The sequence below is a fragment of the Oceanobacillus kapialis genome (genome assembly GCF_044790185.1).
Classification (GTDB): domain Bacteria; phylum Bacillota; class Bacilli; order Bacillales; family Amphibacillaceae; genus Oceanobacillus_B; species Oceanobacillus_B kapialis.
Genome location: NZ_CP085256.1, coordinates 1881800 through 1907899, shown reverse-complemented (window position 1 = coordinate 1907899; position 26100 = coordinate 1881800). Strand labels below are relative to the sequence as shown.

The window sequence follows — 26100 nt, the reverse complement described above, 5'->3', positions numbered from 1 at the left end:
AGGAACGACAGATGGAGAAAGTAGCAGTTATCGGAGCAGGAAGTTGGGGAACAGCGTTAAGTATCGTTTTAGCAGATAATGGCCACGATGTACGCTTATGGTCCCATAGAGTGGATCAGGCAGAAGCTATCAACACTACCCATCGAAACGAGAAATATTTAGATGTCAACATTCCAGATCAGATACAAGCCTATCATGATATGGCGGAGGCAGTAGAAGGTGTATCGGCTATTATACTGGTAGTACCTACTAAAGCTATACGTGAAGTATGTAAACAGCTTCAAGCTATATTAAAAGAAAAAGTAACGATTATTCATGCTTCCAAAGGGATTGAACCTGTAACATTGAAACGAGTCTCACAGCTGATTAGCGAGGAACTGGAGCAATACAGTGAAGAAGAGATCGTTGTATTATCAGGTCCGAGTCATGCAGAGGAAGTGGCATTAAGGCAGCCAACTACAGTTACAGTATCGTCTAAAAATGCAGCTAATGCTTTATTTGCCCAAGACCTGTTTATTAATGATGCATTTCGAGTTTATACGAGTCCTGATATACTTGGAATTGAGCTAGGTGGCGCGTTAAAAAACATCATTGCATTGGGAGCAGGAATTTCTGACGGATTAGGTTATGGAGATAATGCAAAAGCAGCCCTAATAACAAGAGGGTTAGCTGAGATCGCAAGACTCGGAACTTCTCTTGGTGCTAACCCGCTGAGTTTTCTTGGGTTGCCTGGAGTAGGTGATCTAATCGTAACCTGTACGAGTGTTCATAGTAGAAATTGGCGCGCAGGAAACTTATTAGGTAAAGGCTATAAATTAGATGATGTTCTTAAACAGATGGGGATGGCTGTAGAAGGTGTAAGAACGGTCAAGGCAGCCTATCAGTTTGCCAAGGAACAAAATGTGGAAATGCCTATTACAAAAGGAATCTATCAAATTCTCTTTGAAGAACAAGATCCTAAAAATGTGGTTGAACAACTAATGAGTAGAACGAAAAGAGAAGAAATGGACGACCTTGCCGTATTATTAAATGAGCGTTATACCCAATAACACGTATTATTTCTCCTTGCATATACTAAGTTGAGAACACATGCAAGGAGGAGAATAGGTGAATAATTTTCAAAAAGGTCTCTTTGATAAATTACAAAAGAATGCCAATATTAACCCTGATGATGTATTCAAGGTTGCGGATTCTGTAAAAAATGCAGATTTTTCTGATGAGCAAACGGTAAGAAAACTGGTTCGTCACTTAGCAAAATTAGCTAACAAACCAATTCCAAAGGAAAAGGAAGACAAAATTGTAGAGTCGATTACGAAGAACAACGTTCCAGCGGATATGCAATCATTGAACAAATTATTTAAAAAGTAACAGCTGTATAGGCAATTGAGGATACCGTAATGCTTCAAACTGCATACACTAAATCGCACAAGCATTCACAATAGAGCTGTAGTGGACGTTATTTAGTCATCCGGGATAAGGCTAGCCCTCTTTATCCCGGCTTTTTTTTAGCCTCTACAACCACCTCAATAGTGAGTCCTGTTCTTTATACAAGTTATCCTCTTTTATAAAAGTGTTTCAACTTTACCAGTTCGACTTATTATTCTGAAAAACGCAATTCTATGCCTTGTTTGATTACTGTATGGTATAATACGTGATGCATGAGTTTTTAGAGAACGCATACAGGAGTGAAGCTAATGTCTTTATCAATGCTTAAGATGTACATCTCTTTTGCGGGAATGCTGTTTTTATTTCTAGCAATTGGGTTCATTTTGTTAAGTCGTTATAAACTAAAAGGTGCCCTGGCAGTGATTGTTTCGATTCTTGCATACATATTTTTAATAATAGGCGCACTAATTATATTTTACATTGTACTAAGTGGACCAACGGCGTAGCATTTTGGGAGGGTTAAGATGAAGTATAAATACATACGTTTATTTCTTATGCTTTGTGTTCTTGCTGTGTTAAGCGGTTGCTTATACCCCCAGGGTGAACTTGCGAAAAACCAATCACCTAATGAAGCACAGCTAGAAATGGTTCAAAGCGCAGTAGATCAGTACAGAGAGATGAAGCAAGGATTGGTGCCAATTAAAACAAAGGATAATGATACCCCTATATTCCAAAAATACTTGGTGGACTTTTCTCTTCTCAAGGAGAATAACATGATTACCGAAATTCCAGGAACGGCCTATGAGAATGGTGGACTTTATCAATATACACTTATCACACCAGAAGAAAATCCTAAAGTAAAGCTAATTGACTTACGTATAACAGAGGAAATAAGAAGTGTGAATGTGAAACTGGATATATACCGAAACGAACACCTTTATCCACCTTTTAAAGAGGAGATTGGGGAAGGAATCTATACTATAGATTATGAAAAACTAGGACTAGATACTTCTCCCCATGTGGTTAGTCCGTACTCAAAAGAAAATCTTCCTATCATTATGGATGTGGAGGGTAATTTGTATGTGGATTACCGAATAGACCTTTTGAATGCATTAAAGGAGTACGAGCATAATTATCAAAATGGTGATGATATCCGCTACTTGCTCGCTGAGAACAGCCCGTTTGTTCCAGCATATTCCCTGCCATATACCATACATTCAGGAGAGCCAGTCTTTATGAATGACAAATAAATAGCATAAACATGCCCTTGTAACATATATTGTTGCAAGGGTTTCTTTGTATGCCGCCAGATAATTAGAATGAAGGGAATGAATAATAATTCTTTTACACATATTTAAGTCATATTTTGATAGGACAACATCATAGACTTGTAATGTCAATTAATCGCAGTCTGTACGTAATTAAATGCATGAAGGATCGGGAGGGGATCTTTTGGAAAGAGTTGATATTTTTAAAGATATTTCGAAACGGACGAATGGAGATATTTACCTCGGTATTGTAGGTGCTGTCCGAACAGGAAAGTCAACATTTATAAAAAAGTTTATGGAGCAGGTTGTACTTCCAAGTATCGAAGAAGAAACAGAACGAGCTCGAGCATTAGATGAGCTTCCACAAAGCGCAGCAGGGAAGACCATTATGACGACAGAACCTAAATTCATCCCAAATCAGGCTGTTTCTATTAATGTGGAAGAAGGGCTTAATGTTAATGTCAGACTGGTGGATTGTGTAGGCTATGCAGTAGAAGGAGCAAAAGGATTTGAAGACGAAAATGGCCCGCGAATGATCCATACTCCGTGGTATGAAGAGCCAATTCCGTTTCATGATGCAGCAGAAATCGGCACACGAAAAGTTATACAGGAGCATTCAACGATAGGTGTTGTAGTAACAACAGATGGATCTATCGGGGAAATTCCAAGAGGGGACTACATCGAAGCTGAAGCCAAAGTGGTAGAAGAATTAAAAGAAGTAGGAAAACCATTCATCATGGTTGTAAATTCTGTGAAACCAAGTAGTCAGGAAACAGAGCTGCTTAGACAAGAGTTAGCAGAAACATACGATATTCCTGTTCTCTCAATGAGTGTAGAATCGATGACAGAACACGATGTCTATAATGTTTTAAGAGAATCTCTATATGAATTCCCAGTACTTGAAGTTAATGTCAATCTACCAAGCTGGGTGATGGTCTTAGATGAAAAACATTGGCTGAGAAAAAATTACCAAGAGGCTATCCAAGAGACAGTGAAAAACATAAAGCGTTTGAGAGATGTTGATCAAATAGTTGGCGAATTTAGGGAATATGAATACATTGATAAGGCAAACTTAGCAGGCATGGAGATGGGTGAAGGGGTCGCAGAAATCGACTTACATGCCCCGGATTATTTGTATGATGACATTCTTAAAGAAATTGTTGGAGAAGAAATCCGTGGAAAAGACCATTTGCTCCAACTCATGCAGGATTTCGCACATGCAAAAAGGGAATTTGATCAGGTTTCTGGAGCACTGCAAATGGTTAAGCAAACCGGCTATGGTATTGCAGCACCTTCTCTTCAAGATATGATTCTGGATGAGCCAGAGATTATCCGTCAAGGTTCACGATTTGGCGTACGTCTTAAAGCAGTAGCCCCATCCATCCACATGATAAAGGTAGAGGTGGAATCCGAGTTTTCACCAATTATTGGTACAGAAAAACAAAGTGAAGAGCTTGTACGTTATCTCATGCAAGACTTCGAGGAAGATCCGCTATCTATTTGGGAGTCTGATATTTTTGGCAGATCGTTAAGCTCAATAGTCAGAGAAGGAATTCAAGCCAAAATTGCTCTAATGCCTGAAAATGCCAGATATAAATTAAAAGATACGTTGGAAAGAATTATTAATGAAGGATCTGGTGGATTAATCGCAATTATTCTTTAGCAGCTAAACTCTAGCTGCTTTTTTGTTTTAAAAAACGTACAAATATTTTTCTCCTCCCAATATCTTGCTTACGACAGAAGGATTTTTATGAACTATGTCGTATATATATAATAAGCTTAAATCAGAGTTTAGCCGCAAATCAGACAAGTTGACAAAAAGGAATTATTTGGTAAAAAATACCTTAGAAATTGGTTATTTTGCCCTTTTATCAAATAAAAACACAGAAATTCAGCGCTAATTGTTGAATTTTGCAGCGAACTCGGTTAATATAAGCCTTGTCATCAAAAGAAAGTGATGGCTTTAAGTATAAAAATAGGCAGATTGGTAAACAAATGATGATAGTTTCATTTTGTGATCTGATCTCGATTGAAACGTTCTGGGAGGAGGTGAATGTCATGAACAAAACAGACCTTATTAACGCTGTAGCAGAAAAAAGCGATCTTTCTAAAAAAGATGCAACTAAAGCAGTTGATGCAGTTTTTGAATCTGTCATGGATTCACTTAAAGACGGTGAGAAAGTACAACTTATCGGATTTGGTAACTTTGAGGTACGTGAGCGTTCTGCTCGTAAAGGGCGTAACCCACAAACTGGAGAAGAGATTGAAATCCCTGCAAGCAAAGTTCCTGCTTTCAAACCAGGAAAAGCCCTTAAAGATAGTGTAAAATAATTTACATAGGGCATAGGGAGAGGATACGCGCAGGCGTATCCTTTTTTCTTATTACATAGTAAATGAGTGCGGTTAGTTACGTGCTGCTCGCATCCAGAAGCTAGGTGAATCCTTTCTAAAAATAATAAAATATCTAGCTAGAGGTTCTTTTTCTCCCATGTTTACATAGACTGCTACATTTATAAGAAGAAGACATATTTATAAAATTTCCATCTACATAATTACTTCACGGTTATCTTTACTTTTGTTGTTTGACAATGTATTTAAGATGGTAGATGATTTAATGAGAGTGAAAAGGAGGAATAATTATGGACCATTCCACAGCAAAGTCAGATTTCTTTGTAATAAAAGCATTAGAAGATGGCGTGAATGTTATTGGGCTTACCAGAGGAACCGATACTAGATTTCACCATTCTGAAAAACTTGATAGAAACGAAGTAATGATTGCTCAGTTTACGGAACATACCTCAGCTGTTAAAGTTAGAGGCAAAGCAATCATACAGACAAGCCATGGAGAAATTGAGAATATATAGGAATGTTTGCATTTAGTGGATTGCTTGATTATCGATATCGCTTAACTTATGCTATAATAGCGAAAGCATTATTGAACTAAGGAAAGGGCTATGGTGATATTTTGATGACTGCAAGACTGGACAATTTCCATCTAGAAAAGCTAATCCGTGAAAAAATGAAACATGCTTACTTGTATACACATATCGAGGAGCCATTAATAGATCAAGCAAAGCTTATCCTGCTAACAACAATTTTAGAGGAAACGTCCTTGTCTAAAGCTCAAAAAGAAAATGTTATTATAACGGCAATGCTAATCCAAATAGCTCTAGATACTCATGATAAGGTTCCAAGTACTAATGAAATGAATGAAGATAAAGCAAATAAAGTTTCAGGGCAGTTAAACGTATTGGCTGGAGATTATTATAGCGGACTCTACTATTTACTACTGTCCGAGATGAAGGAAATTAGTCTTATACATACATTAGCAAGTGCCATCAAAGAAATTAATGAGAATAAAATGACATTATACTATAATGAGGCAGTGTCCTTTAAAGCACACCTTGGCATCTTAACTACGGTAGAATCCTTGCTTTCTACAAGTGTGGCAAATTATGTTGGCCTTGATCACTATAACCAAGTAAGCAGAGAATGGATTATAACCAATAAACTTTTGCATGAAAGACAGAATTACTTGCAACATGGCAAATCTTTTATAATAGAATCAGGAACACATTATACCGGTGACATAGGTGTAGCACTTTTTATTGTTGATAGTATTATCGAAAGAGGTCTTCATGAGCTTTCTCTTTTCTTGGAAAATAATCCAAAGAGGGAAACCATACTGGGATTAGCAATAAAAAAACTGCTACAAGAAAATAGTAAGCTAGTGGAAGAAGGATAATGATATGAAGCCAGAACAATCAAAAGAAGAACGCGTACATCATGTATTCGAGAAGATATACGGCAAATATGACAAAATGAACTCCATTATTTCCTTTCAACGTCATAAATCATGGCGTAAAGATGTAATGCGTCGGATGCACATTGAAAAAGGGGCCCATGTACTTGATGTCTGCTGCGGAACAGGCGACTGGGCAATCTCCTCTTCAAGTGCAGTGGGGCCAAATGGAAAAGTAGTAGGTCTGGACTTTAGCGAAAATATGTTGTCTATTGCTAAGAAAAAACAGAGTGAATTGCAATTACAACAATTAGAACTGATTCACGGCAATGCAATGGAGCTACCCTATGAGGATAATTCGTTTGATTACGTCACAATTGGTTTTGGCTTGAGAAATGTTCCAGATTATCAAACAGTGCTCAAAGAGATGTATAGGGTCGTGAAACCTGGTGGGAAGGTCGTATGCTTAGAAACATCACAGCCTACTTTAATTGGTTTTCGTCAGCTTTACTATCTATACTTCCGTTTTATCATGCCACTTCTCGGGAGGATGATGGCAAAGAGCTATAAGGAATATGCCTGGTTACACGAATCAGCAAAGGATTTTCCCAATAAGCAGAAGTTAAAAAGCATGTTTCTTCAGGCAGGTTTTTCACGAGTGGATGTGAAAAGCTATACCGGTGGTGTAGCTGCTATGCATATGGGATATAAATAAAGATTTTAAATGGACTACTAAATATATACTTTTTAAGTGAAGTAAAAGGTGACACACATGAAGCTAGCAAGAATTTATAGTTTTTTAAAAAAAGATTTGGACATTATTGAAGAATCTCTAAATAAGGTCTTTCAAACAGAGCATCCCATATTACATGATGCCTCTACTAAATTGTTAAGAGCAGGCGGGAAAAGGATTAGGCCTGTTTTTGTAATTCTTGCAGGCCAATTAGGTGATTATCATGCCGAACGTGTAAAAACAGTTGCCGTTTCCCTTGAACTCATACATATGGCCACATTGGTTCATGATGATGTGATTGATGATGCTTCTTTGAGAAGAGGGCAACCAACAATAAGAGAACTCTATGGTAATAGGGTTGCTATGTATACGGGTGATTACATATTAGCCAGAGCTCTAGAGGAAATTACCCAAATACAGGATCCTACTATTCATCAGCATCTATCTCGTACGATCGTGGAAGTATGTATTGGTGAAATTGAGCAAATTAAGGATAAATATAATTGGGACCAAGGACTTCGTGATTATTTACGACGTATAAAGCGAAAAACTGCTCTGCTTATTGCAACAAGCTGCCAACTAGGTGGGCTAGCTTCTGGGTTAACAGAGGCCGAGGCAAACAAGCTTTTCAAATACGGCTATAATATTGGGATGTCTTATCAAATAATTGATGATATTTTAGATTTCACTTCTACAGAAAAAGAGTTGGGTAAACCATCTGGAAGTGACCTTCTGCAAGGAAATATAACATTACCCATTTTATTTGCAATGCAGCGTGCGGATTTTTATCATCTTATTAATAAAGCCCAAAAAAATAATATACAATTAGATGAAAAACAACTTGGTGACATCTTACATGCTTTGAAAGCTACGGACGCTATAGAACGTTCTTATCAATTAAGTGAATTATATTTACAAAAAGCTTTACAAGCATTGGAGGATCTTCCAGAAGGTCGAGCCAAGCTCACATTACAAAATATCGCACGATACATTGGGAAAAGACGCTCTTAATCATCTATTGTTATTTTTCGAAAAATTTGATAGAATCTTTACGGTAGTCTATTAAATCGATACATAATAGAGGGGTGTAAGCATGGAGAAAACATTTTTAATGGTAAAACCCGATGGTGTGCAGCGCAATTTAATTGGCGAGATCGTAAATCGTTTTGAGAAGAAAGGGTTTAAACTTGTTGGAGCGAAACTAATGAAGGTTTCTGAAGATCTGGCAAAGAACCATTACGCTGAACACAAGGAACGACCATTTTTTGGGGAATTGGTCGATTTTATTACCTCTGGCCCAGTATTCGCAATGGTATGGGAAGGGGAAAAGGTAATCTCCACTGCAAGAGAAATGATGGGCAAGACAAATCCACTTGAGGCAGCTCCTGGAACAGTGCGTGGTGATTTTGGCATAACAGTTGGGAAAAATGTTATCCATGGCTCTGACTCACCAGAAAGTTCCGAGAGAGAAATTGGGTTATTCTTCAATGAAAGCGAAATCACTACTTACGACAAACAAGATAGTGCTTGGATTTATTAACTAAGCAGAAGTAAAAGCCTCCGTTTTTATGCGGAGGTTTTTCATATAAAAAGCGTAATTATATTTTCAGACTGATCTAACAAAAATTAACCGATATGGCATCTGAAAGAGGAATGAACATGATGGATGAATACATTGGATTTACGAAAAACATTAAAACAAAATTAGGTATTGATCTAAATTTGTATAAAGAAGCCCAAATGAAACGAAGACTCACCTCTTTGCGAAACAAGCGGGGCTTTACTACGTTTAAAACATATTTTGATGCGATGAATAAAGAGGAAGTATTATTAAATGAGTTTGTTGATCGTATTACCATAAACGTGTCCGAATTTTATCGAAATCCCAAACGCTGGTTTGTATTAGAGAGAGAGATAGTGCCTTTATTACTTCAAAACACAAATAAATTATCAATTTGGAGCGCTGCATGTTCTACTGGTGAAGAGCCATATAGTCTTGCGATCCTTTTAAATGAATATTTTCCAAAAATTGATTTTCAAATAATAGCAACAGATATTGACCAAAATGCATTGGAAAAAGCCAAGCAAGGTGTATACAGTGAGCAATCTCTTAAGGAGCTTCCTACACATTTAAAAACTAAATACTTTACGGAAAACCATGGTTTATACGCAATTAATTCTTCTTTAAAAGATAAAATAGTTTTTAAAAAACATAATTTATTAGCGGATAGCTACCCTAGAAACATGGATTTAATTGTTTGTCGGAACGTGTTAATTTACTTTACAGATCCGGCAAAAGAAATCATTTACCAAAATTTTAGTACAGCTCTAAAAAGCGGTGGAGTCTTATTCGTTGGAAGTACAGAACAGATTTTTAGTCCCGGTTCCTATCATTTAAGTCTAAAAGATACCTTTTTCTATGAAAAAGTGTAAGGTTCAAGAATGTTTTGGTTTATTTGCAGATTTTTAACCATAAGATTGGAAGATGTGTTATAGTAGTTAGAAAAATCTTAAAGGAGTATGTATATGCGCTATTTAACTGCAGGTGAATCTCACGGAAAACAACTTACTACCATTATTGAAAATGTTCCGGCTGGCATGCCTCTACAAAAAGAGAACATAAATGAATCCCTATTACGTAGACAAAAAGGCTATGGACGTGGGAAAAGAATGCAAATTGAAAAAGACCTAGTAGAAATTACGAGTGGTGTTAGACATGGCTATACACTTGGCTCCCCACTTTCTTTAGTAATACATAATGATGATTTTAAGCATTGGGTTGATATTATGGGCGACGATCCAATTGAAAAAGATACAAAAATAAGAAGAGTTATTACAAGACCACGACCAGGACATGCAGATTTAAATGGAGCATTGAAATATGGTCATCGAGATATTCGAAATGTATTGGAAAGGTCTTCTGCCAGGGAAACTGCTGCCAGAGTTGCTGCAGGTGCCGTAGCGAAAAAATTACTTAGAGAGTTAGGTATTGAAGTAGCTGCTTACGTTAGAGAAATAGCAGGGATAGAAGCTGAGGAGAAGCCTAGTTTAACAATTGAGGAAAAACAGAGCATTTCAGAGGACTCTCCTGTAAGAGTGCTTGATAAGGAAGTAGAGCAGTCTATGATGGATGCAATTGATCAAGCCAAAAAAGAAGGAGATTCTATTGGTGGAGTAGTTGAGGTCTATGTAGAAGGTATGCCTGCGGGAATAGGATCGTATGTCCATTATGATAGAAAATTAGATAGTAGGATAGCGGGTGCAGTTGTTAGCATTAACGCCTTTAAAGGTGTCGAATTCGGACTTGGCTTTGAAGCAGCTCGCCTTAATGGAAGTAAAGTACATGACGAAATAGCATGGGATGAAGAACAAGGTTACTATCGTAAAACGAATCGCCTTGGTGGATTTGAAGGTGGAATGACGACTGGAATGCCACTTGTCGTTAAAGGTGTAATGAAGCCAATCCCGACACTTATGAAAAAGCCATTACAAAGTGTTGATATTGATTCAAAGGAACCTTTTAAAGCAACTGTGGAACGTTCTGACGCTTGCGCAGTGCCTGCAGCAGCTGTCGTAATGGAACATGTAGTAGCATTTGAACTAGCCAACGCGATAACAGAACAATTTACCAGCGATCAGTTCTCCCAATTGAAGAAAGCAGTGGAGGAATACAGAGAAGAAATCAGGTGCTTTTAATGGAGGAAATCCATATAAAATCAAGCTCACATGATTATATCGTTACAATGGGCGAAGGGATACGCTCTACACTTAAAGCATTTTTAAAGAAAGAATATTCCTCTATCTTTATTGTTACGGATGATACAGTAGGGAAGTTATACTTAAAAGATGTATTAGGTGGATTGGAAGAAGAAAAGAACGTTTTTTATACAGAAGTTCATGCAGGAGAACAATCGAAAGACTTTGAAACCTTTCATCGTTTACACACCACAGCTTTAGAAAACGGATTGGACAGAAATTCTTTAGTGGTAGCTCTAGGTGGAGGGGTAGTAGGAGATTTGGCTGGTTTTGTGGCAGCTACTTTTATGCGAGGAATTGATTATGTACAAGTGCCAACCACAATATTAGCACATGATAGCAGTGTTGGAGGAAAGGTTGCCATCAATCATGCGTTTGGCAAAAATCTTATTGGCAGCTTTTATCCTCCAGTAGCTGTTATTTATGATACGGAAACACTGGCAACTTTACCTGGCAAAGAAATTCGTTCCGGGTACGCAGAGCTTATCAAAGAAGCTTTAATCACAGATGAGGCTTCTGTAACAAGTGTCTTAGATGCCGATTTGAATAAACTTTCCTCCAATCAGCTGAGGATGCACATAAAAGCAGGTATTGCCACCAAAGCTTCTATTGTCCAGCAAGATGAGAGGGAAGCTGGTGTACGGAAATTTTTGAATCTTGGGCATACACTTGGTCATGCTATTGAGTCCAATTATGGATACGGGAAACTTACACATGGAGAGGCTGTAGCCATTGGTACATTGTTTGCCTTGCATGTTAGTGAGGATATCTTTAACAATGAACTTCCTTTTAATGATGTATACAATTGGTTACAAGCTAATAGGTACCCCCTCGATTCTAGCATACTAGTAGAAACAGATGCCCTTATTAATAAAATGAAAGCAGACAAAAAGACGGTTGACACGAACATACAAATGGTATTACTACAAAATATCGGCAAACCCATCAATCGAACAATCTCCGATGAGGAATTAAAAAATTATTTACTTTCATTTTCTAAAAGGCTGGTGAACTCATGACACGTGGAATAAGGGGAGCAACTACCGTAGAACAAAATGAAGCAGATGTAATGATTGAGGAAACTCGTAAACTTATAGAAGAGATGGTTAGAAACAATAAAATAACCCCAGAAGATATCTCTCATGTATTTATTTCAGTTACGCGAGATCTAAATGCAGCTTTTCCAGCTAAAGCTCTTCGACAGATACCTGGATATACATACGTACCTGTTATGTGCATGTCAGAAATAGACGTTCCTGGTAGTCTGCCTAATTGCATTCGCATTATGATGGTTGTCAATACAGACACTGAACAATCTTCCATCCATCATATTTTCCATAATGAAGCAATAAAGCTTCGACCAGATTTAACAGCGAAAGGCGGTTCGTGAGTTTATGCAGGGAAAAAAAATACTAGATACGTTAACTCCATACCAACAAGGAAAGCAAATGAAAGAGATTAAAGAAGCTTACGGCTTAGAAAAAATCGTCAAGCTTTCTTCGAATGAAAACCCGTATGGCTTCTCGCCTTCTGTAAAAGCTTATTTTAAAGAGAACCCCTTTGATTTTCATATTTACCCAGATGGCTATACGGCAGAGCTTCGGACAGCTGTCGCTGAAAAATATAAGGTGACTGAAAATCAGATTATTTTTGGAAGTGGATCTGAAGAAATTGTACAAATGATCAGTAGAGCCTTTCTTTACCCTGGTGTTAACGTCGTAATGCCTACACCTTCTTTTCCGCAATATAAACATAATGCATTAATTGAAGGTGCGGAGATAAAGGAAATCCCAACCGTGGACGGGTATCATGATCTGCAAAAGATGCTTTGGGCAATTGATGAGAACACAACCGTGATGTGGCTTTGCTCACCAAATAATCCCACTGGTAGTGTCATACCAAAAGAACAATTATACGATTTCTTGGATAAATGTCCTGAACACGTAGTGATAGCTCTTGACGAAGCTTACTATGAATATATGGAGAAAGAGGAAGACCCTGAAGCAATCAAGTTTCTTTCCCGTTATCCTAATGTAATTATTTTACGAACTTTCTCCAAAGCATATGGTCTAGCGGGGTTACGGGTCGGCTATGGAATTGCTAATCCTGAGCTGATTCGGAAGCTGGATGTCATTCGTGGCCCATTTAATACAACATCTGTCGCCCAAAAAGCTGCACTTTTGGCGATGAAAGATCAGACGTTTATTAAGGAAACTTATTCCGCAAACCTTGCTGTTAGGAAATCGTTCGAAGCATTTCTTGATGACTTGGGCTGGGACTACCTTCCTTCACAAACCAATTTTTTACTTGTTTCTACCCCTGTGAGTGGGATGGATGTATTCCAACACTTAATTGAGAGAGGATTTATCGTACGTCCTGGAGAACTATTAGGTTGTCCAAATACAATTAGAATGACGGTTGGTATGGAAGAAGATATGACGTCCTTAAAACAAATTTTGAAGAACTATCATGAACAATTAACGAAGGGGCTATCCGTGTGAAAAAAGTTATCGTAATCGCAGGACTTGGTCTAATTGGTGGATCGATTGCTAAAAGCGTGGTTCGCCAAAACGATCATTATGTAATAGGATACGACACAGACGAAGAAACATTGCAATTTGCCCTAGAAATGGGAATGATCCATGAGGCTACCAATCATTTAATGGAAGTAGCAAAAAGAGCAGATTATATTATACTAGCAGCCCCGATCACCCAAACCATAAATTTAATGAACCAGCTTGATAAAGTATCTTTCGAGAAGGATGTTATCGTATCAGATGTATCTTCCGTAAAAAGGCCAATAATGGAAGCTGCTTCTAGTTTAAATAACCCGCATGTATACTTTATTGGTGGCCATCCTATGGCAGGTTCTCATAAAAAAGGGGTACAGGCAGCAAAAGCCCATTTGTTTGAAAATGCTATCTATGTCCTTGTGGCAAGTGAACCAAACCAAGAAAGCTATGTTAAACGTTTGAAGGAAATACTTATTTCAACCAATTGTAAGTTTCTCGAATTAAATGCACAAGAGCATGACGAAATGACGGGAGTTGTGTCCCATTTTCCCCATCTCATCGCTTCCTCACTTGTTCATCAGGCGAGGAAATGGGAAGAAGCCCATCAATATTTGCCAAATCTTGCTGCTGGGGGGTTTCGAGATATTACGCGAATTGCCTCTAGCAATCCAGTACTTTGGCAGGATATTTTCCATCATAACCGAGAAAAAATGGTTCAATTACTGGATGAATGGATAACCGAAATGACCTATTTAAAGCAACTTGTTGAAAATAAAGATAAGCAGGCGATGACCTCCTATCTAGAAGATGCCAAAGATTATCGGGACGGTCTCGGCAGTATGACACGAGGAGTAATTCCATCCTTCTATGATCTATACGTTGATATTCGTGACCAAACAGGAGCGATCGCCAAGGTAACCCAACTTTTAGCAGAAAACTCGATAAGTATTAATAACATTCAAATATTGGAAATAAGGGAAGGGATAACTGGGGCATTACGCTTATCTTTTTCTTCGCAATCCTTCTTAAACAATGCCAGTAAGTTATTAACCGAGCAAGGTTATGAAACAATGGTAGAAAAATAATTTAATAAACAGGGAGGGTTACCCAATGGAGAAACGATTAAAACCAGCCGATCATTCGTTACATGGTGAAATAGATGTCCCTGGAGATAAATCTATTTCCCATCGTGCCGTTATGTTCGGAGCAATGGCACAGGGTGTAACGCGTGTTCGTCATTTTCTCGATGGAGAGGACTGTATGCGAACTGTTAAAGCTTTTCAATCTTTGGGTGTTTCCATTGATAAGAATGGGGATGAATTGCATATAGATGGAAAGGGAATCTTAGCTCTAAAAGAACCAGCTGAGAAGCTCTACTTTGGAAATTCTGGTACGACTGCCAGATTAATGTTAGGCGTGCTATCCGGCTTACCTTTCACAACTCACGCATATGGCGATCCCTCCTTAACGAAAAGACCTATGGATCGAGTCATGAAGCCTTTAAAACAAATGGGGGCTAGGGTAGAAGGCATAGATTCTGGAGAATATTTACCTTTATCTATCATTGGTCAGCCATTAAAAGCTATCGATTATACGCTCCCAGTCAAAAGTGCTCAGGTTAAATCTGCGGTACTGCTTGCGGGATTACATGCTGAGGGGAAAACAACTGTCACGGAGTCTAGCTTAACACGTAATCACACCGAGACAATGCTTAAAGCCTTCGGTGCTTCCATCGAAAGTAATGGACTCACAACTACTATCACAAGTGAAAAAAGTTTAATTGCTACAGATGTTCATGTGCCTGGCGATATATCCTCTGCTGCTTTCTTTTTAGTTGCTGCTGCAATTGTCCCTGGAAGTAAATTGACTTTACGACGAGTGGGGCTTAATGATACCCGTACAGGAATACTTGATGTCCTGCAAAAAATGGGTGTCTATATAACGATAGAAAATGAAAAGGAGATTGGTGGAGAGCGCTTTGGGGATCTTACGGTTGAGGCTGGAAAGCTTACAAGTGTTATCATAGAAGGGGATATTATTCCGCGACTTATTGACGAAATTCCCATACTTGCTTTATTAGCAACCCAAGCTGAAGGTACAACCATTATAAGAGATGCTGAAGAGTTACGTGTTAAAGAGACAGACCGGATTTCCGCTGTAACTACAGTATTAAACGGATTTGGAGCATCCATTGAAGCTACAGAGGATGGAATGGTTATCCATGGAAAAACATCCTTACGAGGTGGAAAAGCAGCTTCCTATCATGACCATCGGATTGCAATGATGAGTGCAATTGCTTCATTAATTACCGAAAAGGATGTTATTATAGATGATATATCCTCAATCGCCATATCTTATCCAAGCTTTTTTGAGGATTTAAACCGTATAAAATAACAATTTAGTGTTTTATCAGAATCACCTATGTTTTGATTAATAAAGAATCTGCTTATAGCGGATTCTTTTGTATTAGAGCAATATGTTTGCCTATAATGATAAGGTACGGAAAGAAAGGATGCTAAAGTAGATGGAAACTATTATGGAAGCTGTCCGTTTGATGGAGGCTAAACAATCCGAAAAAGCGATACAGCTTTTAGAAGGGTATTTGCCCTCAGCTGACCATGAAGAAAAGTACACGATAGCCGAACTTTATATTCAGTGGGGATTTCTTCAGGAGGCAGCCGTAATTTTAGAAGAACTACTCCACTTATTTCCACAAGAAAGTGAGCTAAAGATATCATTAGCTGATATTTATATAGAATTGGAAAAAGATGAAGATGCTATTGAGTTATTGAATGAAGTAGACGAAGAAGATGAGGCTTATGTTCAGGTATTAATCCAGCTTGCTGATCTTTATCAAGCACAAGGTCTGTTTGAAGTGGCGGAGCAAAAACTATTAAACGCCAAGCAAGTAGCTCCAAATGAACCCATTATTGATTTTGCTCTCGCGGAGCTTCTATTCTCTATTGGGGAGTATCGGGGAGCAACAAATTACTATGATAAAGTGGCGAGTATGGAGATTAAAGAAATCGCAAACGTTTCAATAAATGATCGACGCGCTGAATCATTAGCTGCTTCAGGTGAATACGAAAAGGCATTAGAAATTTATCAGGATCAAGAAATGGAAAACTCTGATTCCCTTTTTAAATACGGATTTACTGCAAATCAAGCTGATCGTAAAGACATTGCAATAAAAGCATGGGAGAGAGTAGTTGAAACAGATCCCTACTACCATACGGTTTATCATAAGCTTGCCGGGGTTTATGAAGAAGAAGGACTAGAACAGGAAGCTTATGAGACTGCTAAAAATGGGTTAAAGTATGATGAGTTCAATAAAGAACTTTATTTTATGGCTGGTCAATTAGCACACAAACTTAATAAAAATGAGGAAAGCGAAAAGTGGATGCGCGAAGCCGTGGCAATAGACCCAGACTATAAGGAAGGAGTCCTATTTTTAATTGAACTCTTAAAAAATAACGAGAATTTTAAAGGGATTATTGAGCTTGTTGGCGAAATAAAGAGTACAGGAGCTAACGATCCACTATACGAATGGGAACTTGCCAGAGCTTATAATGAACTAGAATTATATAAAGATGCATTAAACCATTATAAGGAAGCATATAATAGCCTTAATCAAGATAGTGACTTTTTGAAGGAATACGGTTATTTTCTTACAGAAGAAGGGAGGATTCAAGAAGCCATAACTGTGTTGGATGCTTATATGGCCCAGCAACCATTGGATGATGACGTGGAAGGATTTTTAAGTCGTTTAAAACAAGCCAGTAATGATGTGTAATACATGTTAAGAACAGATAATTAAAGGGGGACTGAAATAGATGCAAACTCCGATTTCCATACAAGATAAAAAAGGATTTCTTCAGTGGTTTCTTAATCATTATCAACTGAAAAAAAGAGAAAGTGTATGGATCTTAAATTATTTGGTCAACCATGACGAAATCCTGGCAAATGTTCATTTTGTTCGAGAAGCAAAATTTTGCCCTCGAGGGATTATCATGACCAGCCACTGTTCCGAAGAGACACCGTTTCGATTCTATAAAAATCAATTGGTGACCACAGATGCTGAAAAATCGTTCCATGACATCCGGCTTAATCATAATGAACCTTTATATTTACAGTTAAATTTCAAAAAATCCTACCAAAACGCAGCATATGTAGCTGTATTAGAAGAAAATCCATATATTCCTGATGAATACTTTATAACCGAAAAAGACCAGCAACTTGCAGAGGAACTTCTGGAAAGATCCATTTACACTTTCAAACGAAACTACTTAATAAAAGAAATTGACATCGCACTAGATAAGATGGACCAAGAAAGATTTCTTACGCTTTCGGACGAATTAAAGGAATTAGAAGACTCGTTTTCCCAAAATCAACCTTTGCAGGAGCAATAGGTTGATTTTTTTTAATCTAATAAGATAAGATTTATGTATTGTAAGAAGTAAGATACCTTGACAGGCTATCATTTTTATTTGGCTAAATTCAGGAGAGGATGAGGGAGAACAATGAAGTGGAAAAAAAGCGATATGGAACAATATATGGAGGCAAAAGAATATATTGATAGTGTATTAATCCCGCTTGTGCCTTTTCAACTATCAAATGATAATACATTGGGGTCCAGTACGTTTCAAGGGGAAGTTATCCATATTCTTGCAAATGAAATAGAGAAAGAGTTAACAGGGAGGGTATTGCTTGCACCAACCTTACATTACCTGAAAAACAGTAACAAAGATAAGGAAATAGACCGTCTTAACCAGTGGGTGCAGGATGCCAAAGAACAGCCTTTTGAGCACATTTTCTTCCTTACCTTTGATGCAACTTGGAAAAAATCAGAGAAGGAAATGGATGGGACACTTCTTTGGTTACCTGGAAGTAAATCTGGTAATCTGCAGTCAGCAGAAATGCGATCTGTCATAAAAGACCAGGTCGAACAGTTAGGGGAATTGATTCGTTCCTATTGGGTATAATAAAAATGTATGCATTTACATTTTAATCAGATAATTTTTTTATTAGGCTGAATATTTATTGACCGGACAAGCAGTTTACGCTATCATGGTAATGTCCTAGTAATATAATAATTAACGAATAATTGACCCGTGATTATTGGAAAGAGGGGGGAAACAGATGAGTGAAAAAAAGCAACAAGTATCCCGTAGACAGTTTTTAAATTATACGCTTACAGGCGTTGGTGGATTTATGGCTGCTGGTATGCTTATGCCAATGGTACGTATGGCTGTTGATCCAGTCCTTAAAGAGTCTGAACATGGTGGGTTGACCAATGTTAGTCTTGCTGTTGAGGATATTACCACAGAGCCTCAACGGATTGATTGGAAAATTGAACAAGTCGATGGTTGGTACGAATCTGAGGTTAGCAGATCTGCGTGGGTATTTAGGGATGAAAATGATGAAATTCAAGCTTTTTCCCCGATATGTAAGCATCTGGGATGTGTCGTATCCTGGGAAGGGAATGAATCCTATCCAAATGAGTTCTTTTGTCCCTGCCATAATGGACGCTACTATAAGAACGGTGAGAATGTACCAGGGACACCACCATTAGCGCCATTAGATGTTTACGAACATGAAGTTAGAGATGGTATGTTATTCCTTGGTGATGCAATTCCTAAAGGGGAGGCGTAATGATTTATGCTACAAAAAATTTATGATTGGATCGACGATCGTATAGATATTACGCCAATTTGGCGAGATATCGCAGATCACGAGGTTCCTGAACATGTTAACCCTGCCCATCATTTCTCTGCGTTTGTATACTGTTTTGGCGGTCTCACATTCTTTGTGGTCGTGATTCAGATATTATCTGGAATGTTTCTAACAATGTACTATGTTCCTGATATCGAGAATGCTTGGAAATCCGTCTACTACTTGCAAACAGAGGTAGCGCATGGACAAATTGTCAGGGGGATGCACCATTGGGGAGCTAGTGTTGTAATTGTCATGTTACTTCTACATACATTGCGGGTATTTTTCCAAGGTGCTTATAAAAAACCGCGTGAGCTTAACTGGATTGTCGGCGTATTAATTTTCTTTATCATGCTCGGCCTTGGTTTCACAGGCTATCTGCTACCTTGGGATAATAAAGCATACTTTGCAACCCAGGTTGGTTTAGAAATTGCGGAACAGGTACCGTTTATTGGAACGCAGTTGAAAACATTGCTGGCTGGTGATCCATCGATTGTTGGTGCACAAACATTAACACGATTCTTTGCTATTCATGTGTTCTTCTTGCCAGCAGCACTATTTGGTTTACTTGCAGCACACTTTATTCTAATAAGAAGACAGGGCATTTCAGGACCATTATAAAAAGGAGGGGAAAGCTGTGCATAAGGGAAAAGGCATGAAATTTGTAGGTGACTCTCGTATTTCCGCAGAGAGGAAGCCTAATGTACCTAAAGATTATTCTGAATATCCCGGAAGAACAGAAGCTTTTTGGCCTAACTTTTTATTAAAAGAGTGGTTGGTAGGCGCTGTCTTCCTTGCTGGATTTTTAACATTGACCCTGGCTCACCCATCACCACTTGAGGGTGTGGCTGATCCTACAAATGCGGCATATATTCCACTACCGGATTGGTACTTCTTGTTTTTGTATGAGCTACTTAAATATGAATTTGCCAGTGGTGATTGGACCATTATGGGTATCCTAGTTTTACCTGGTCTAGCATTTGGTGGACTATTACTAGCTCCATTTCTTGATAATGGCCCTGGAAGAAGGCCACATCAGCGACCAGTTGCAGTTGGTATGATGCTTCTTGGCTTAGCATCTGTAATTTGGTTAACTTATGAGTCTGCAGCACATGTTGATTGGGAACAACGTGCGGAAGCAAACAAGCCGATACCAGCTTCTGATGTACAAATTGATACAGAAGATCCAGGCTATGCGATTTATGAAAATAATTGCTTGCAGTGTCATGGTGAAGATCTACAAGGTGGTGCAGCTGCTCCTGGGCTTATCGGAACAGAATACTCAGCTGAAGAAATTGCTACCATTGCAGTGGAAGGGGTTGGCTCTATGCCACCTGAACAGTTTCAAGGAAATGATGAGGAACTTCAGCAGCTTGTAGACTTTATTGTTTCGGTAAATGAACAAGCTGAATAATCTTTTTTAACTTAAACACCTTTGCCATAGAAATTTATTGGTGAAGGTGTTTTTTTATCTATATCACCTTAAAGTGTAAAGGAGAAACAATGGTTAACTACATATTACGAGATAAACGCTTCTTAATTTTATTATTTGTTATTAATTTATTTGGTACGATATATGGGTATATGTGGTACGGGAGCCAGCTTGCCATTACTCCTGAAATCTTTCTTATCTTTGTACCGGATAGCCCTACAGCCAGCTTATTCTTCACGGTGTTTCTACTATTTTTTATCTTTGGAAAAAACGTACCATATATAGAAGCTCTTGGGATTATAACACTTTTTAAATATGGTGTTTGGGCGGTGGTCATGAATATTCTCACCCTTATAGTTGATGGATCTCTTTCCCCAGCTGGATATATGCTGATGCTCTCTCATGGCGCGATGGCTTTACAGGGGTTGCTCTATGCTCCATATTATAAACTGAAGCTTCGCCATATTGTTGTAGCTGCTATATGGACGTTACATAATGATGTTATTGACTATGTATTTGAAATGATGCCGATTTATTCATCCTTGTCCAATTATATGAATGAAATTGGATATTTCACATTTTGGCTAAGTATTCTTTCCATATTAATCGCTTATAAATTTACAATAACTAAAAATAAGTCCATTAACGCTTGAGTAGTTGTTATATATTGATCCGCTGAACCATATAGTAATTGTAGATATATGTGTGAGGTGATCTCTATGGCTAAGAAAGGAATTTGCTGGTTTTTACTTCTCCTCATAGGGATTAAAATAACACTACTGACTACATCCCTGCATGTAATGGCTTATTCATCAGCTGTAGAAGCCCAGCAAACAGCAGATTCAACTAATTATTCCCTGTTATTTTGGACAATTGGTATAGTGGGTGGCTGTATTGCAATTACATTAACTTATGTAAGTTGGAGAAAATATAAAGGGGAAGAAAGAAAAAAGGACCAAGACAAGATGATTGACTAATTGCGCATTTTTGACTAAAATTGACCATAAGGAATTCACTTTTAAAAACATGGAGGAATGTAAAGATGTTTGGTGGGTTAGGTGGGTATCTAATATACATTGCGCTCATTATGATTATCCCATTGTGGGCACAATCTAAAGTTAAAAGTACGTATAAAAAATACTCAAATAAAGCAACTTCATCCAGTATGACAGGTGCACAAGTTGCGCGAAAAATTTTAGATGATAACGGCTTATATAATGTCTCTATCCAGGAAACGAAAGGGATGCTATCCGATCATTATGATCCAAGAAAGAAAGTAGTACGTTTATCATCCGGAAACTTCCATAGTCCGTCTATGGCTGCTTCAGCAGTAGCAGCCCATGAGGTTGGACATGCTATTCAAGATGACCAGGGATATGCCTTTTTGAAATTCAGAAGTGCACTTGCACCTGTAGCTAGTTTAGGATCAAATATGTCGTTCTTCTTAATCCTTATCGGGTTTTTTACTGGTATAATGGAACTGTTCCTATTTGGGATAATTTTCATGTCGGCCGCTGTATTATTTCAGTTAATTACACTACCAGTTGAATTTGATGCTTCCAACCGTGCAATGGGGCAGCTAGTCTCTACTGGGATCATTCGTAATAATGAGGAACGTGAGACTAAGAAAGTGTTAAATGCTGCCGCAATGACCTATGTAGCTGCAGCACTTGTAGCTGTTGCGGAATTACTACGTTTCATCCTTATGTACGCCGCATCCAGAGAATAATATTTCACAATTGGCCATCTAATGATAAAGCAACCGAGCGAATCTCGTAAGTTCTACCTTACTAACCGCTCGGTTGCTTTTTAATTACTTGAATTTAGTTGTCATATAAAGGATTTTTATTTTCGTCTAATGTAAATCCTTCCCCTAATACGTCATGCACAGTACTAACCGCTACAAAGGCGTGAGGATCAACAGAATTAATTATACTCTTTAGCCGAACAATTTCATTTCTAGCCACTACGCAATAAAGTACATCTCTTTTCTCACCAGAGAAACTACCGCGCCCATCGAGAACTGTTACCCCGCGATCCATTTCTTTTAAGATCTTCTTCGCTATTTCTTCACTATGTGCGGAAATAATGGTTGTCCCTTTTGCAGAATAAGCACCTTCTTGAATAAAGTCGATTACCCGAGCACCAACATATACAGCAACAAGTGTGTACATCCCTTCCACTAAATCTAAAATAGCAAATACGGAAGTGGTGATGACCACAAAGTCAAAGAGAAACATTGTCCTTCCCATACTCCAGCCAGCATATTTATTTACAAGCCTTGCTATGATATCTACTCCACCTGTAGTACCGCCAAACCGGAATATAATACCTAACCCTACTCCGATAAATACACCGGCAAATAAAGCGACAAGTGTCATATCATTTTGGAGGCCAATTTGAAATTGATATGTTTGGAATATACTTAGAAAAGCAGACACTGCAAACGTACCAATAATTGTATAAAGAAATGTGGTACGCCCAAGAAATTTCCAACCTATTAAGAATAGGGGGATGTTTAGTATTATATTTGTTATCGCTGGATCCCAACCCCATAGAAAGTAGAGAAGAAGCGTTATCCCCGTAAATCCTCCTTCTCCGAGGTTATTTTGCATATTAAAATGAACGATACCAAATGAAAAGATTGCAGAACCTAATAAGATAAACAGAATATTTTTTAGTTTTAACCCTAAAAACATATGCCAATTATACCTCCTTACATATAGTTGCACTTCTATCATCTGACTCAATAAAGGTATGTCAGAATAAAAAGTTTGTCAAATTACAGCCTATTAGCTAACATATGAGATAAGATAAAAGGTAAAGGAGTTTTTATCATTACTACTCATGACTATACCACAAAAGAAATGCAAAAACGTGTTGATGATTATATTTCCCAATTCAAGGAAGGATATTTCTCACCATTGAGTCTTATGGCTCGCTTGTCCGAAGAGGTTGGTGAGCTAGCACGTGAAGTGAATCATTATTATGGGGAAAAACCTAAAAAGAAAACAGAAGAAACAAAAACAGTGGAGGATGAATTAGGTGATATATTATTTGTGCTCTCCTGTTTCGCTAATTCATTGGACATTGACTTGTCAGAAGCGTTTAATACCTCCCTTACAAAAATAGAAACAAGAGACAAAGATCGCTGGACAAAAAACTGAGCAGCTAAGATTTAATCAAAAGGAGGAACAAAACATTGAAAAGAATAATTATCGCTGGTCCCCGTGGGAAGATGGGCTCAGAGGCAATAAAACTTGTACAATCACAAGAAGATATGCACCTGGTCGCGTGTATTGATCGTAGAAATAATGGAAGAACACTTCAAGATGTAGAAGGGTTGCCTAATTTAGAGGTCCCAATTTTTGAAGATGCAGTAGAATGCTTTTCAGAAATTGAAGCAGACATTCTAATCGAATTAACCGTACCTGAGCAAGGCTACAAACATACAAAAGCAGCGATGGAACACGGGATTCGTCCTGTTGTTGGAACTACTGGCTTTACAGAGGAACAGCTCGATGAATTAAGATGGCTAGCTAGTGAGAGAAAGATCGGTTGTATTATCGCACCAAACTTCGCAATTGGCGCTGTTTTAATGATGAAGTTTTCCCAAATAGCAGCACAGTATTTCCCAGACGTTGATATTATTGAAAAGCATCACGATAACAAGTTAGATGCTCCTTCAGGCACAGCAGTTAAGACCGCTGAGATGATTAAAGCGTCAAGAGAGTATAAAGAGCAAGGACATGCGAAAGAAAAAGAGATCTATCCTGGAGCAAGAGGTGCCGATTATGACGGGATGCGCATCCATAGCGTGCGCTTACCTGGCTTGGTTGCTCACCAAGAAGTCATTTTTGGGAGCGCTGGACAAACATTAACCATTAAACATGATTCCATTAACCGCAATTCTTTCATGGAAGGAATTAAACTAGCGTCAGATAAGGTGATGGAAATTGAAGAAGTTATCTATGGATTAGAAAATGTTTTGTAGGGGGAAATAGAAATGAATATTGCTTTAATTGCACATGATAAGAAAAAGCAAGAAATTATTGGATTTACAATAGCTTATACATCCATTTTAAAGCAACATGAATTGTTTGCAACAGGTACAACAGGCAGGAAGATTACAGAGGCATCTGGATTACCTGTAAACTTATTTCAGTCAGGTCCGCTTGGTGGTGACCAGCAAATTGGCGCTATGATTGCCAGTAACGAAATGGATATGGTTATATTCCTCAGGGATCCATTGACGGCACAGCCACATGAACCAGATGTAAGTGCTCTTATGCGCCTTTGTGATGTGCATCAAATTCCGCTTGCAACAAATATTGCAGCCGCTGAAATCTTCATTCGTGGATTAAATGAAGGGGAGTTAGATTGGAGAAAGATTATAAAGGATAGAGAGGAAGCGGAAAAACAGGAATGAAAAAGATAGGTATTACTTGCTATCCCACAGTTGGTGGCTCTGGCGTTATTGCTACTGAACTTGGGATACGCTTAGCAGAGGAAGGGCACGAAATCCATTTTATTACATCAAGCTTGCCCTTCCGCTTAAACAAGGTTTACCCAAATATTTTTTATCATGAAGTGGAATTAAATCATTACCCTGTTTTCCAATACCCGCCTTACGATCTTGCTCTGGCAACGAAAATGGCAGAGGTGATCGATAGAGAAAGGCTTGACATTCTTCATGTTCACTACGCTATGCCCCATGCTGTGTGTGCCATACTTGCGAGAGACATTGCAAAACATGATGTTAAAATTGTAACCACACTACATGGTACAGACATAACGGTACTTGGAATAGATAATACTTTTCAAAAAATGATAAGACATGGTATCGAGCAGTCCGATGCTGTTACAGCGGTTTCCGCAGATTTAGTACGACAAACGAAGGAAATGCTTTTTGTGGACAAAGAAATCGAGGTTATTTATAATTTTGTAAATGAAAAAGAGTATTATAAGCATACAGTGCCGCAGTTGAAAGAACAATATGGAATTCAACCAGATGAAAAAGTCATTATTCATATATCTAATTTCCGAAAGGTAAAACGGCTGGAGGATATTATTCAAACCTTCTATAGTATACGTTCTTCTGTGATTAGTAAATTATTATTAATCGGTGATGGTCCAGAATATATGAATGCCGTACAGCTTGTAAAAGATCTAAATATAGAAGATGAAGTACTATTTCTCGGAAAACAAAAAAACATCCGTGATCTATTGTCAATCTCTGATTTGAAACTACTTCTATCTGAAAAAGAAAGCTTTGGACTTGTTCTTCTTGAAGCCATGGCTTGTGAAGTTCCTTGTATTGCTACAAATATTGGTGGCATTCCAGAAGTGGTGAATGATGAGGAGACCGGCTATATCGTAGAACTTGGAGACACAGAGCGAGCTGCAGATCTTGCAATCACATTATTACAGGACACAGAAAAGTTAGAACAATTTTCAAAAAATGCTTTACGAAGAGCGAAAGGCTACTTTAATTCAGAGTCCATCGTACAACAATATGTGCAACTCTATTATAAAGTATTAGACTAAATAGTAGTGGT

General features: G+C 38.1%; 32 protein-coding genes. 31 read left to right on the top strand and 1 reads right to left on the bottom strand.

Annotated features, from left to right (window positions below):
- The first annotated feature begins 11 nt into the window (after window positions 1-11).
- The 27 genes from LG273_RS10005 (at window position 12) to LG273_RS09875 (ending at window position 22271) form a co-directional block, all read left to right on the top strand.
- Window positions 12-1049 carry an NAD(P)H-dependent glycerol-3-phosphate dehydrogenase gene (locus LG273_RS10005; RefSeq protein ID WP_404453180.1) on the top strand — a complete coding sequence of 346 codons (1038 nt, stop codon included), beginning with the start codon at window positions 12-14 and terminating at the stop codon, window positions 1047-1049.
- Between the two features lie 58 nt (window positions 1050-1107).
- Window positions 1108-1368 (top strand): stage VI sporulation protein F, encoded by a 261-nt coding sequence (locus tag LG273_RS10000; protein ID WP_379564196.1) that lies wholly within the window; start codon window positions 1108-1110, stop codon window positions 1366-1368.
- 326 nt (window positions 1369-1694) lie between these two features.
- The gene (locus tag LG273_RS09995) at window positions 1695-1892 is read left to right on the top strand and encodes a DUF2768 domain-containing protein (RefSeq protein ID WP_379564194.1); all 198 of its coding nucleotides are present in this window, start codon (window positions 1695-1697) and stop codon (window positions 1890-1892) included.
- A gap of 18 nt (window positions 1893-1910) precedes the next feature.
- Window positions 1911-2636 carry a hypothetical protein gene (locus LG273_RS09990; RefSeq protein WP_404453177.1) on the top strand — a complete coding sequence of 242 codons (726 nt, stop codon included), beginning with the start codon at window positions 1911-1913 and terminating at the stop codon, window positions 2634-2636.
- Window positions 2637-2838: 202 nt separating this feature from the next.
- Window positions 2839-4317, top strand: coding sequence for a stage IV sporulation protein A (gene spoIVA / locus LG273_RS09985; RefSeq protein ID WP_379564190.1), 1479 nt, complete (start codon window positions 2839-2841; stop codon window positions 4315-4317).
- 395 nt (window positions 4318-4712) lie between these two features.
- Window positions 4713-4985: an HU family DNA-binding protein gene (locus LG273_RS09980; RefSeq protein ID WP_036572809.1), complete on the top strand. Its 273-nt coding sequence runs from the start codon at window positions 4713-4715 to the stop codon at window positions 4983-4985.
- A 308-nt stretch (window positions 4986-5293) separates the two neighbouring features.
- Window positions 5294-5518, top strand: coding sequence for a trp RNA-binding attenuation protein MtrB (gene mtrB / locus LG273_RS09975; protein ID WP_379564188.1), 225 nt, complete (start codon window positions 5294-5296; stop codon window positions 5516-5518).
- 104 nt (window positions 5519-5622) lie between these two features.
- On the top strand, window positions 5623-6399 hold the full coding sequence (locus LG273_RS09970; RefSeq protein ID WP_404453172.1) for a heptaprenyl diphosphate synthase component 1: 777 nt from the start codon (window positions 5623-5625) through the stop codon (window positions 6397-6399).
- A 4-nt stretch (window positions 6400-6403) separates the two neighbouring features.
- Window positions 6404-7111, top strand: a complete 708-nt coding sequence (gene menG / locus LG273_RS09965; protein ID WP_379564184.1) for a demethylmenaquinone methyltransferase — start codon at window positions 6404-6406, stop codon at window positions 7109-7111.
- A 57-nt stretch (window positions 7112-7168) separates the two neighbouring features.
- Window positions 7169-8140: a heptaprenyl diphosphate synthase component II gene (hepT, locus tag LG273_RS09960; protein WP_379564182.1), complete on the top strand. Its 972-nt coding sequence runs from the start codon at window positions 7169-7171 to the stop codon at window positions 8138-8140.
- An 82-nt stretch (window positions 8141-8222) separates the two neighbouring features.
- On the top strand, window positions 8223-8669 hold the full coding sequence (ndk, locus tag LG273_RS09955; RefSeq protein ID WP_379564180.1) for a nucleoside-diphosphate kinase: 447 nt from the start codon (window positions 8223-8225) through the stop codon (window positions 8667-8669).
- A gap of 119 nt (window positions 8670-8788) precedes the next feature.
- Window positions 8789-9562, top strand: coding sequence for a CheR family methyltransferase (locus LG273_RS09950; RefSeq protein ID WP_404453169.1), 774 nt, complete (start codon window positions 8789-8791; stop codon window positions 9560-9562).
- Window positions 9563-9655: 93 nt separating this feature from the next.
- Window positions 9656-10825, top strand: coding sequence for a chorismate synthase (aroC, locus tag LG273_RS09945; protein ID WP_379564176.1), 1170 nt, complete (start codon window positions 9656-9658; stop codon window positions 10823-10825).
- On the top strand, window positions 10825-11904 hold the full coding sequence (gene aroB, locus LG273_RS09940; protein ID WP_404453165.1) for a 3-dehydroquinate synthase: 1080 nt from the start codon (window positions 10825-10827) through the stop codon (window positions 11902-11904). The genes aroC and aroB overlap by 1 nt, the downstream gene beginning before the upstream one ends.
- On the top strand, window positions 11901-12275 hold the full coding sequence (gene aroH, locus LG273_RS09935; RefSeq protein ID WP_379564172.1) for a chorismate mutase: 375 nt from the start codon (window positions 11901-11903) through the stop codon (window positions 12273-12275). Before aroB ends, aroH begins: the two co-directional genes overlap by 4 nt.
- Window positions 12276-12279: 4 nt before the next feature.
- On the top strand, window positions 12280-13386 hold the full coding sequence (gene hisC / locus LG273_RS09930; protein WP_404453161.1) for a histidinol-phosphate transaminase: 1107 nt from the start codon (window positions 12280-12282) through the stop codon (window positions 13384-13386).
- A complete protein-coding gene (locus LG273_RS09925) occupies window positions 13383-14483 on the top strand; it encodes a prephenate dehydrogenase (protein WP_404453158.1) in 1101 nt (366 codons plus the stop codon). The genes hisC and LG273_RS09925 overlap by 4 nt, the downstream gene beginning before the upstream one ends.
- A gap of 25 nt (window positions 14484-14508) precedes the next feature.
- Window positions 14509-15792 (top strand): 3-phosphoshikimate 1-carboxyvinyltransferase, encoded by a 1284-nt coding sequence (gene aroA / locus LG273_RS09920; protein ID WP_379564166.1) that lies wholly within the window; start codon window positions 14509-14511, stop codon window positions 15790-15792.
- A gap of 130 nt (window positions 15793-15922) precedes the next feature.
- Window positions 15923-17191 (top strand): tetratricopeptide repeat protein, encoded by a 1269-nt coding sequence (locus LG273_RS09915; RefSeq protein ID WP_379564164.1) that lies wholly within the window; start codon window positions 15923-15925, stop codon window positions 17189-17191.
- Window positions 17192-17231: 40 nt separating this feature from the next.
- Entirely contained in the window at window positions 17232-17807 is a 576-nt protein-coding gene (locus LG273_RS09910) for a ReoY family proteolytic degradation factor (RefSeq protein ID WP_379564162.1), read from the top strand.
- A 111-nt stretch (window positions 17808-17918) separates the two neighbouring features.
- On the top strand, window positions 17919-18380 hold the full coding sequence (locus tag LG273_RS09905; protein ID WP_404453153.1) for a YpiF family protein: 462 nt from the start codon (window positions 17919-17921) through the stop codon (window positions 18378-18380).
- A 157-nt stretch (window positions 18381-18537) separates the two neighbouring features.
- A complete protein-coding gene (locus LG273_RS09900; RefSeq protein ID WP_379564158.1) occupies window positions 18538-19050 on the top strand; it encodes a ubiquinol-cytochrome c reductase iron-sulfur subunit in 513 nt (170 codons plus the stop codon).
- A gap of 6 nt (window positions 19051-19056) precedes the next feature.
- Window positions 19057-19731 carry a menaquinol-cytochrome c reductase cytochrome b subunit gene (qcrB, locus tag LG273_RS09895; protein ID WP_379564156.1) on the top strand — a complete coding sequence of 225 codons (675 nt, stop codon included), beginning with the start codon at window positions 19057-19059 and terminating at the stop codon, window positions 19729-19731.
- A gap of 16 nt (window positions 19732-19747) precedes the next feature.
- On the top strand, window positions 19748-20524 hold the full coding sequence (locus tag LG273_RS09890) for a c-type cytochrome (protein WP_379564154.1): 777 nt from the start codon (window positions 19748-19750) through the stop codon (window positions 20522-20524).
- 89 nt (window positions 20525-20613) lie between these two features.
- The gene (locus LG273_RS09885) at window positions 20614-21195 is read left to right on the top strand and encodes a DUF1405 domain-containing protein (RefSeq protein ID WP_404453149.1); all 582 of its coding nucleotides are present in this window, start codon (window positions 20614-20616) and stop codon (window positions 21193-21195) included.
- A gap of 48 nt (window positions 21196-21243) precedes the next feature.
- Window positions 21244-21519: a sporulation protein YpjB gene (locus LG273_RS09880; protein ID WP_379564150.1), complete on the top strand. Its 276-nt coding sequence runs from the start codon at window positions 21244-21246 to the stop codon at window positions 21517-21519.
- Between the two features lie 65 nt (window positions 21520-21584).
- Entirely contained in the window at window positions 21585-22271 is a 687-nt protein-coding gene (locus LG273_RS09875; protein ID WP_379564148.1) for a zinc metallopeptidase, read from the top strand.
- 94 nt (window positions 22272-22365) lie between these two features.
- Here LG273_RS09875 and LG273_RS09870 read toward each other — a convergent pair whose 3' ends face one another.
- Window positions 22366-23241, bottom strand: a complete 876-nt coding sequence (locus LG273_RS09870; RefSeq protein WP_379564146.1) for a YitT family protein — start codon at window positions 23239-23241, stop codon at window positions 22366-22368.
- Window positions 23242-23409: 168 nt separating this feature from the next.
- Between LG273_RS09870 and LG273_RS09865 the strand changes: the two genes are divergently transcribed.
- Genes LG273_RS09865 through bshA form a run of 4 tightly spaced genes read left to right on the top strand, consistent with a single transcriptional unit; the run spans window position 23410 to window position 26089 of the window.
- A complete protein-coding gene (locus LG273_RS09865; protein ID WP_404453145.1) occupies window positions 23410-23709 on the top strand; it encodes a nucleotide pyrophosphohydrolase in 300 nt (99 codons plus the stop codon).
- A gap of 35 nt (window positions 23710-23744) precedes the next feature.
- The gene (dapB, locus tag LG273_RS09860) at window positions 23745-24536 is read left to right on the top strand and encodes a 4-hydroxy-tetrahydrodipicolinate reductase (protein WP_379564142.1); all 792 of its coding nucleotides are present in this window, start codon (window positions 23745-23747) and stop codon (window positions 24534-24536) included.
- Between the two features lie 12 nt (window positions 24537-24548).
- Window positions 24549-24971, top strand: coding sequence for a methylglyoxal synthase (locus tag LG273_RS09855; protein WP_379564140.1), 423 nt, complete (start codon window positions 24549-24551; stop codon window positions 24969-24971).
- Window positions 24968-26089 (top strand): N-acetyl-alpha-D-glucosaminyl L-malate synthase BshA, encoded by a 1122-nt coding sequence (bshA, locus tag LG273_RS09850; protein ID WP_404453141.1) that lies wholly within the window; start codon window positions 24968-24970, stop codon window positions 26087-26089. Before LG273_RS09855 ends, bshA begins: the two co-directional genes overlap by 4 nt.
- Window positions 26090-26100 lie beyond the last annotated feature (11 nt).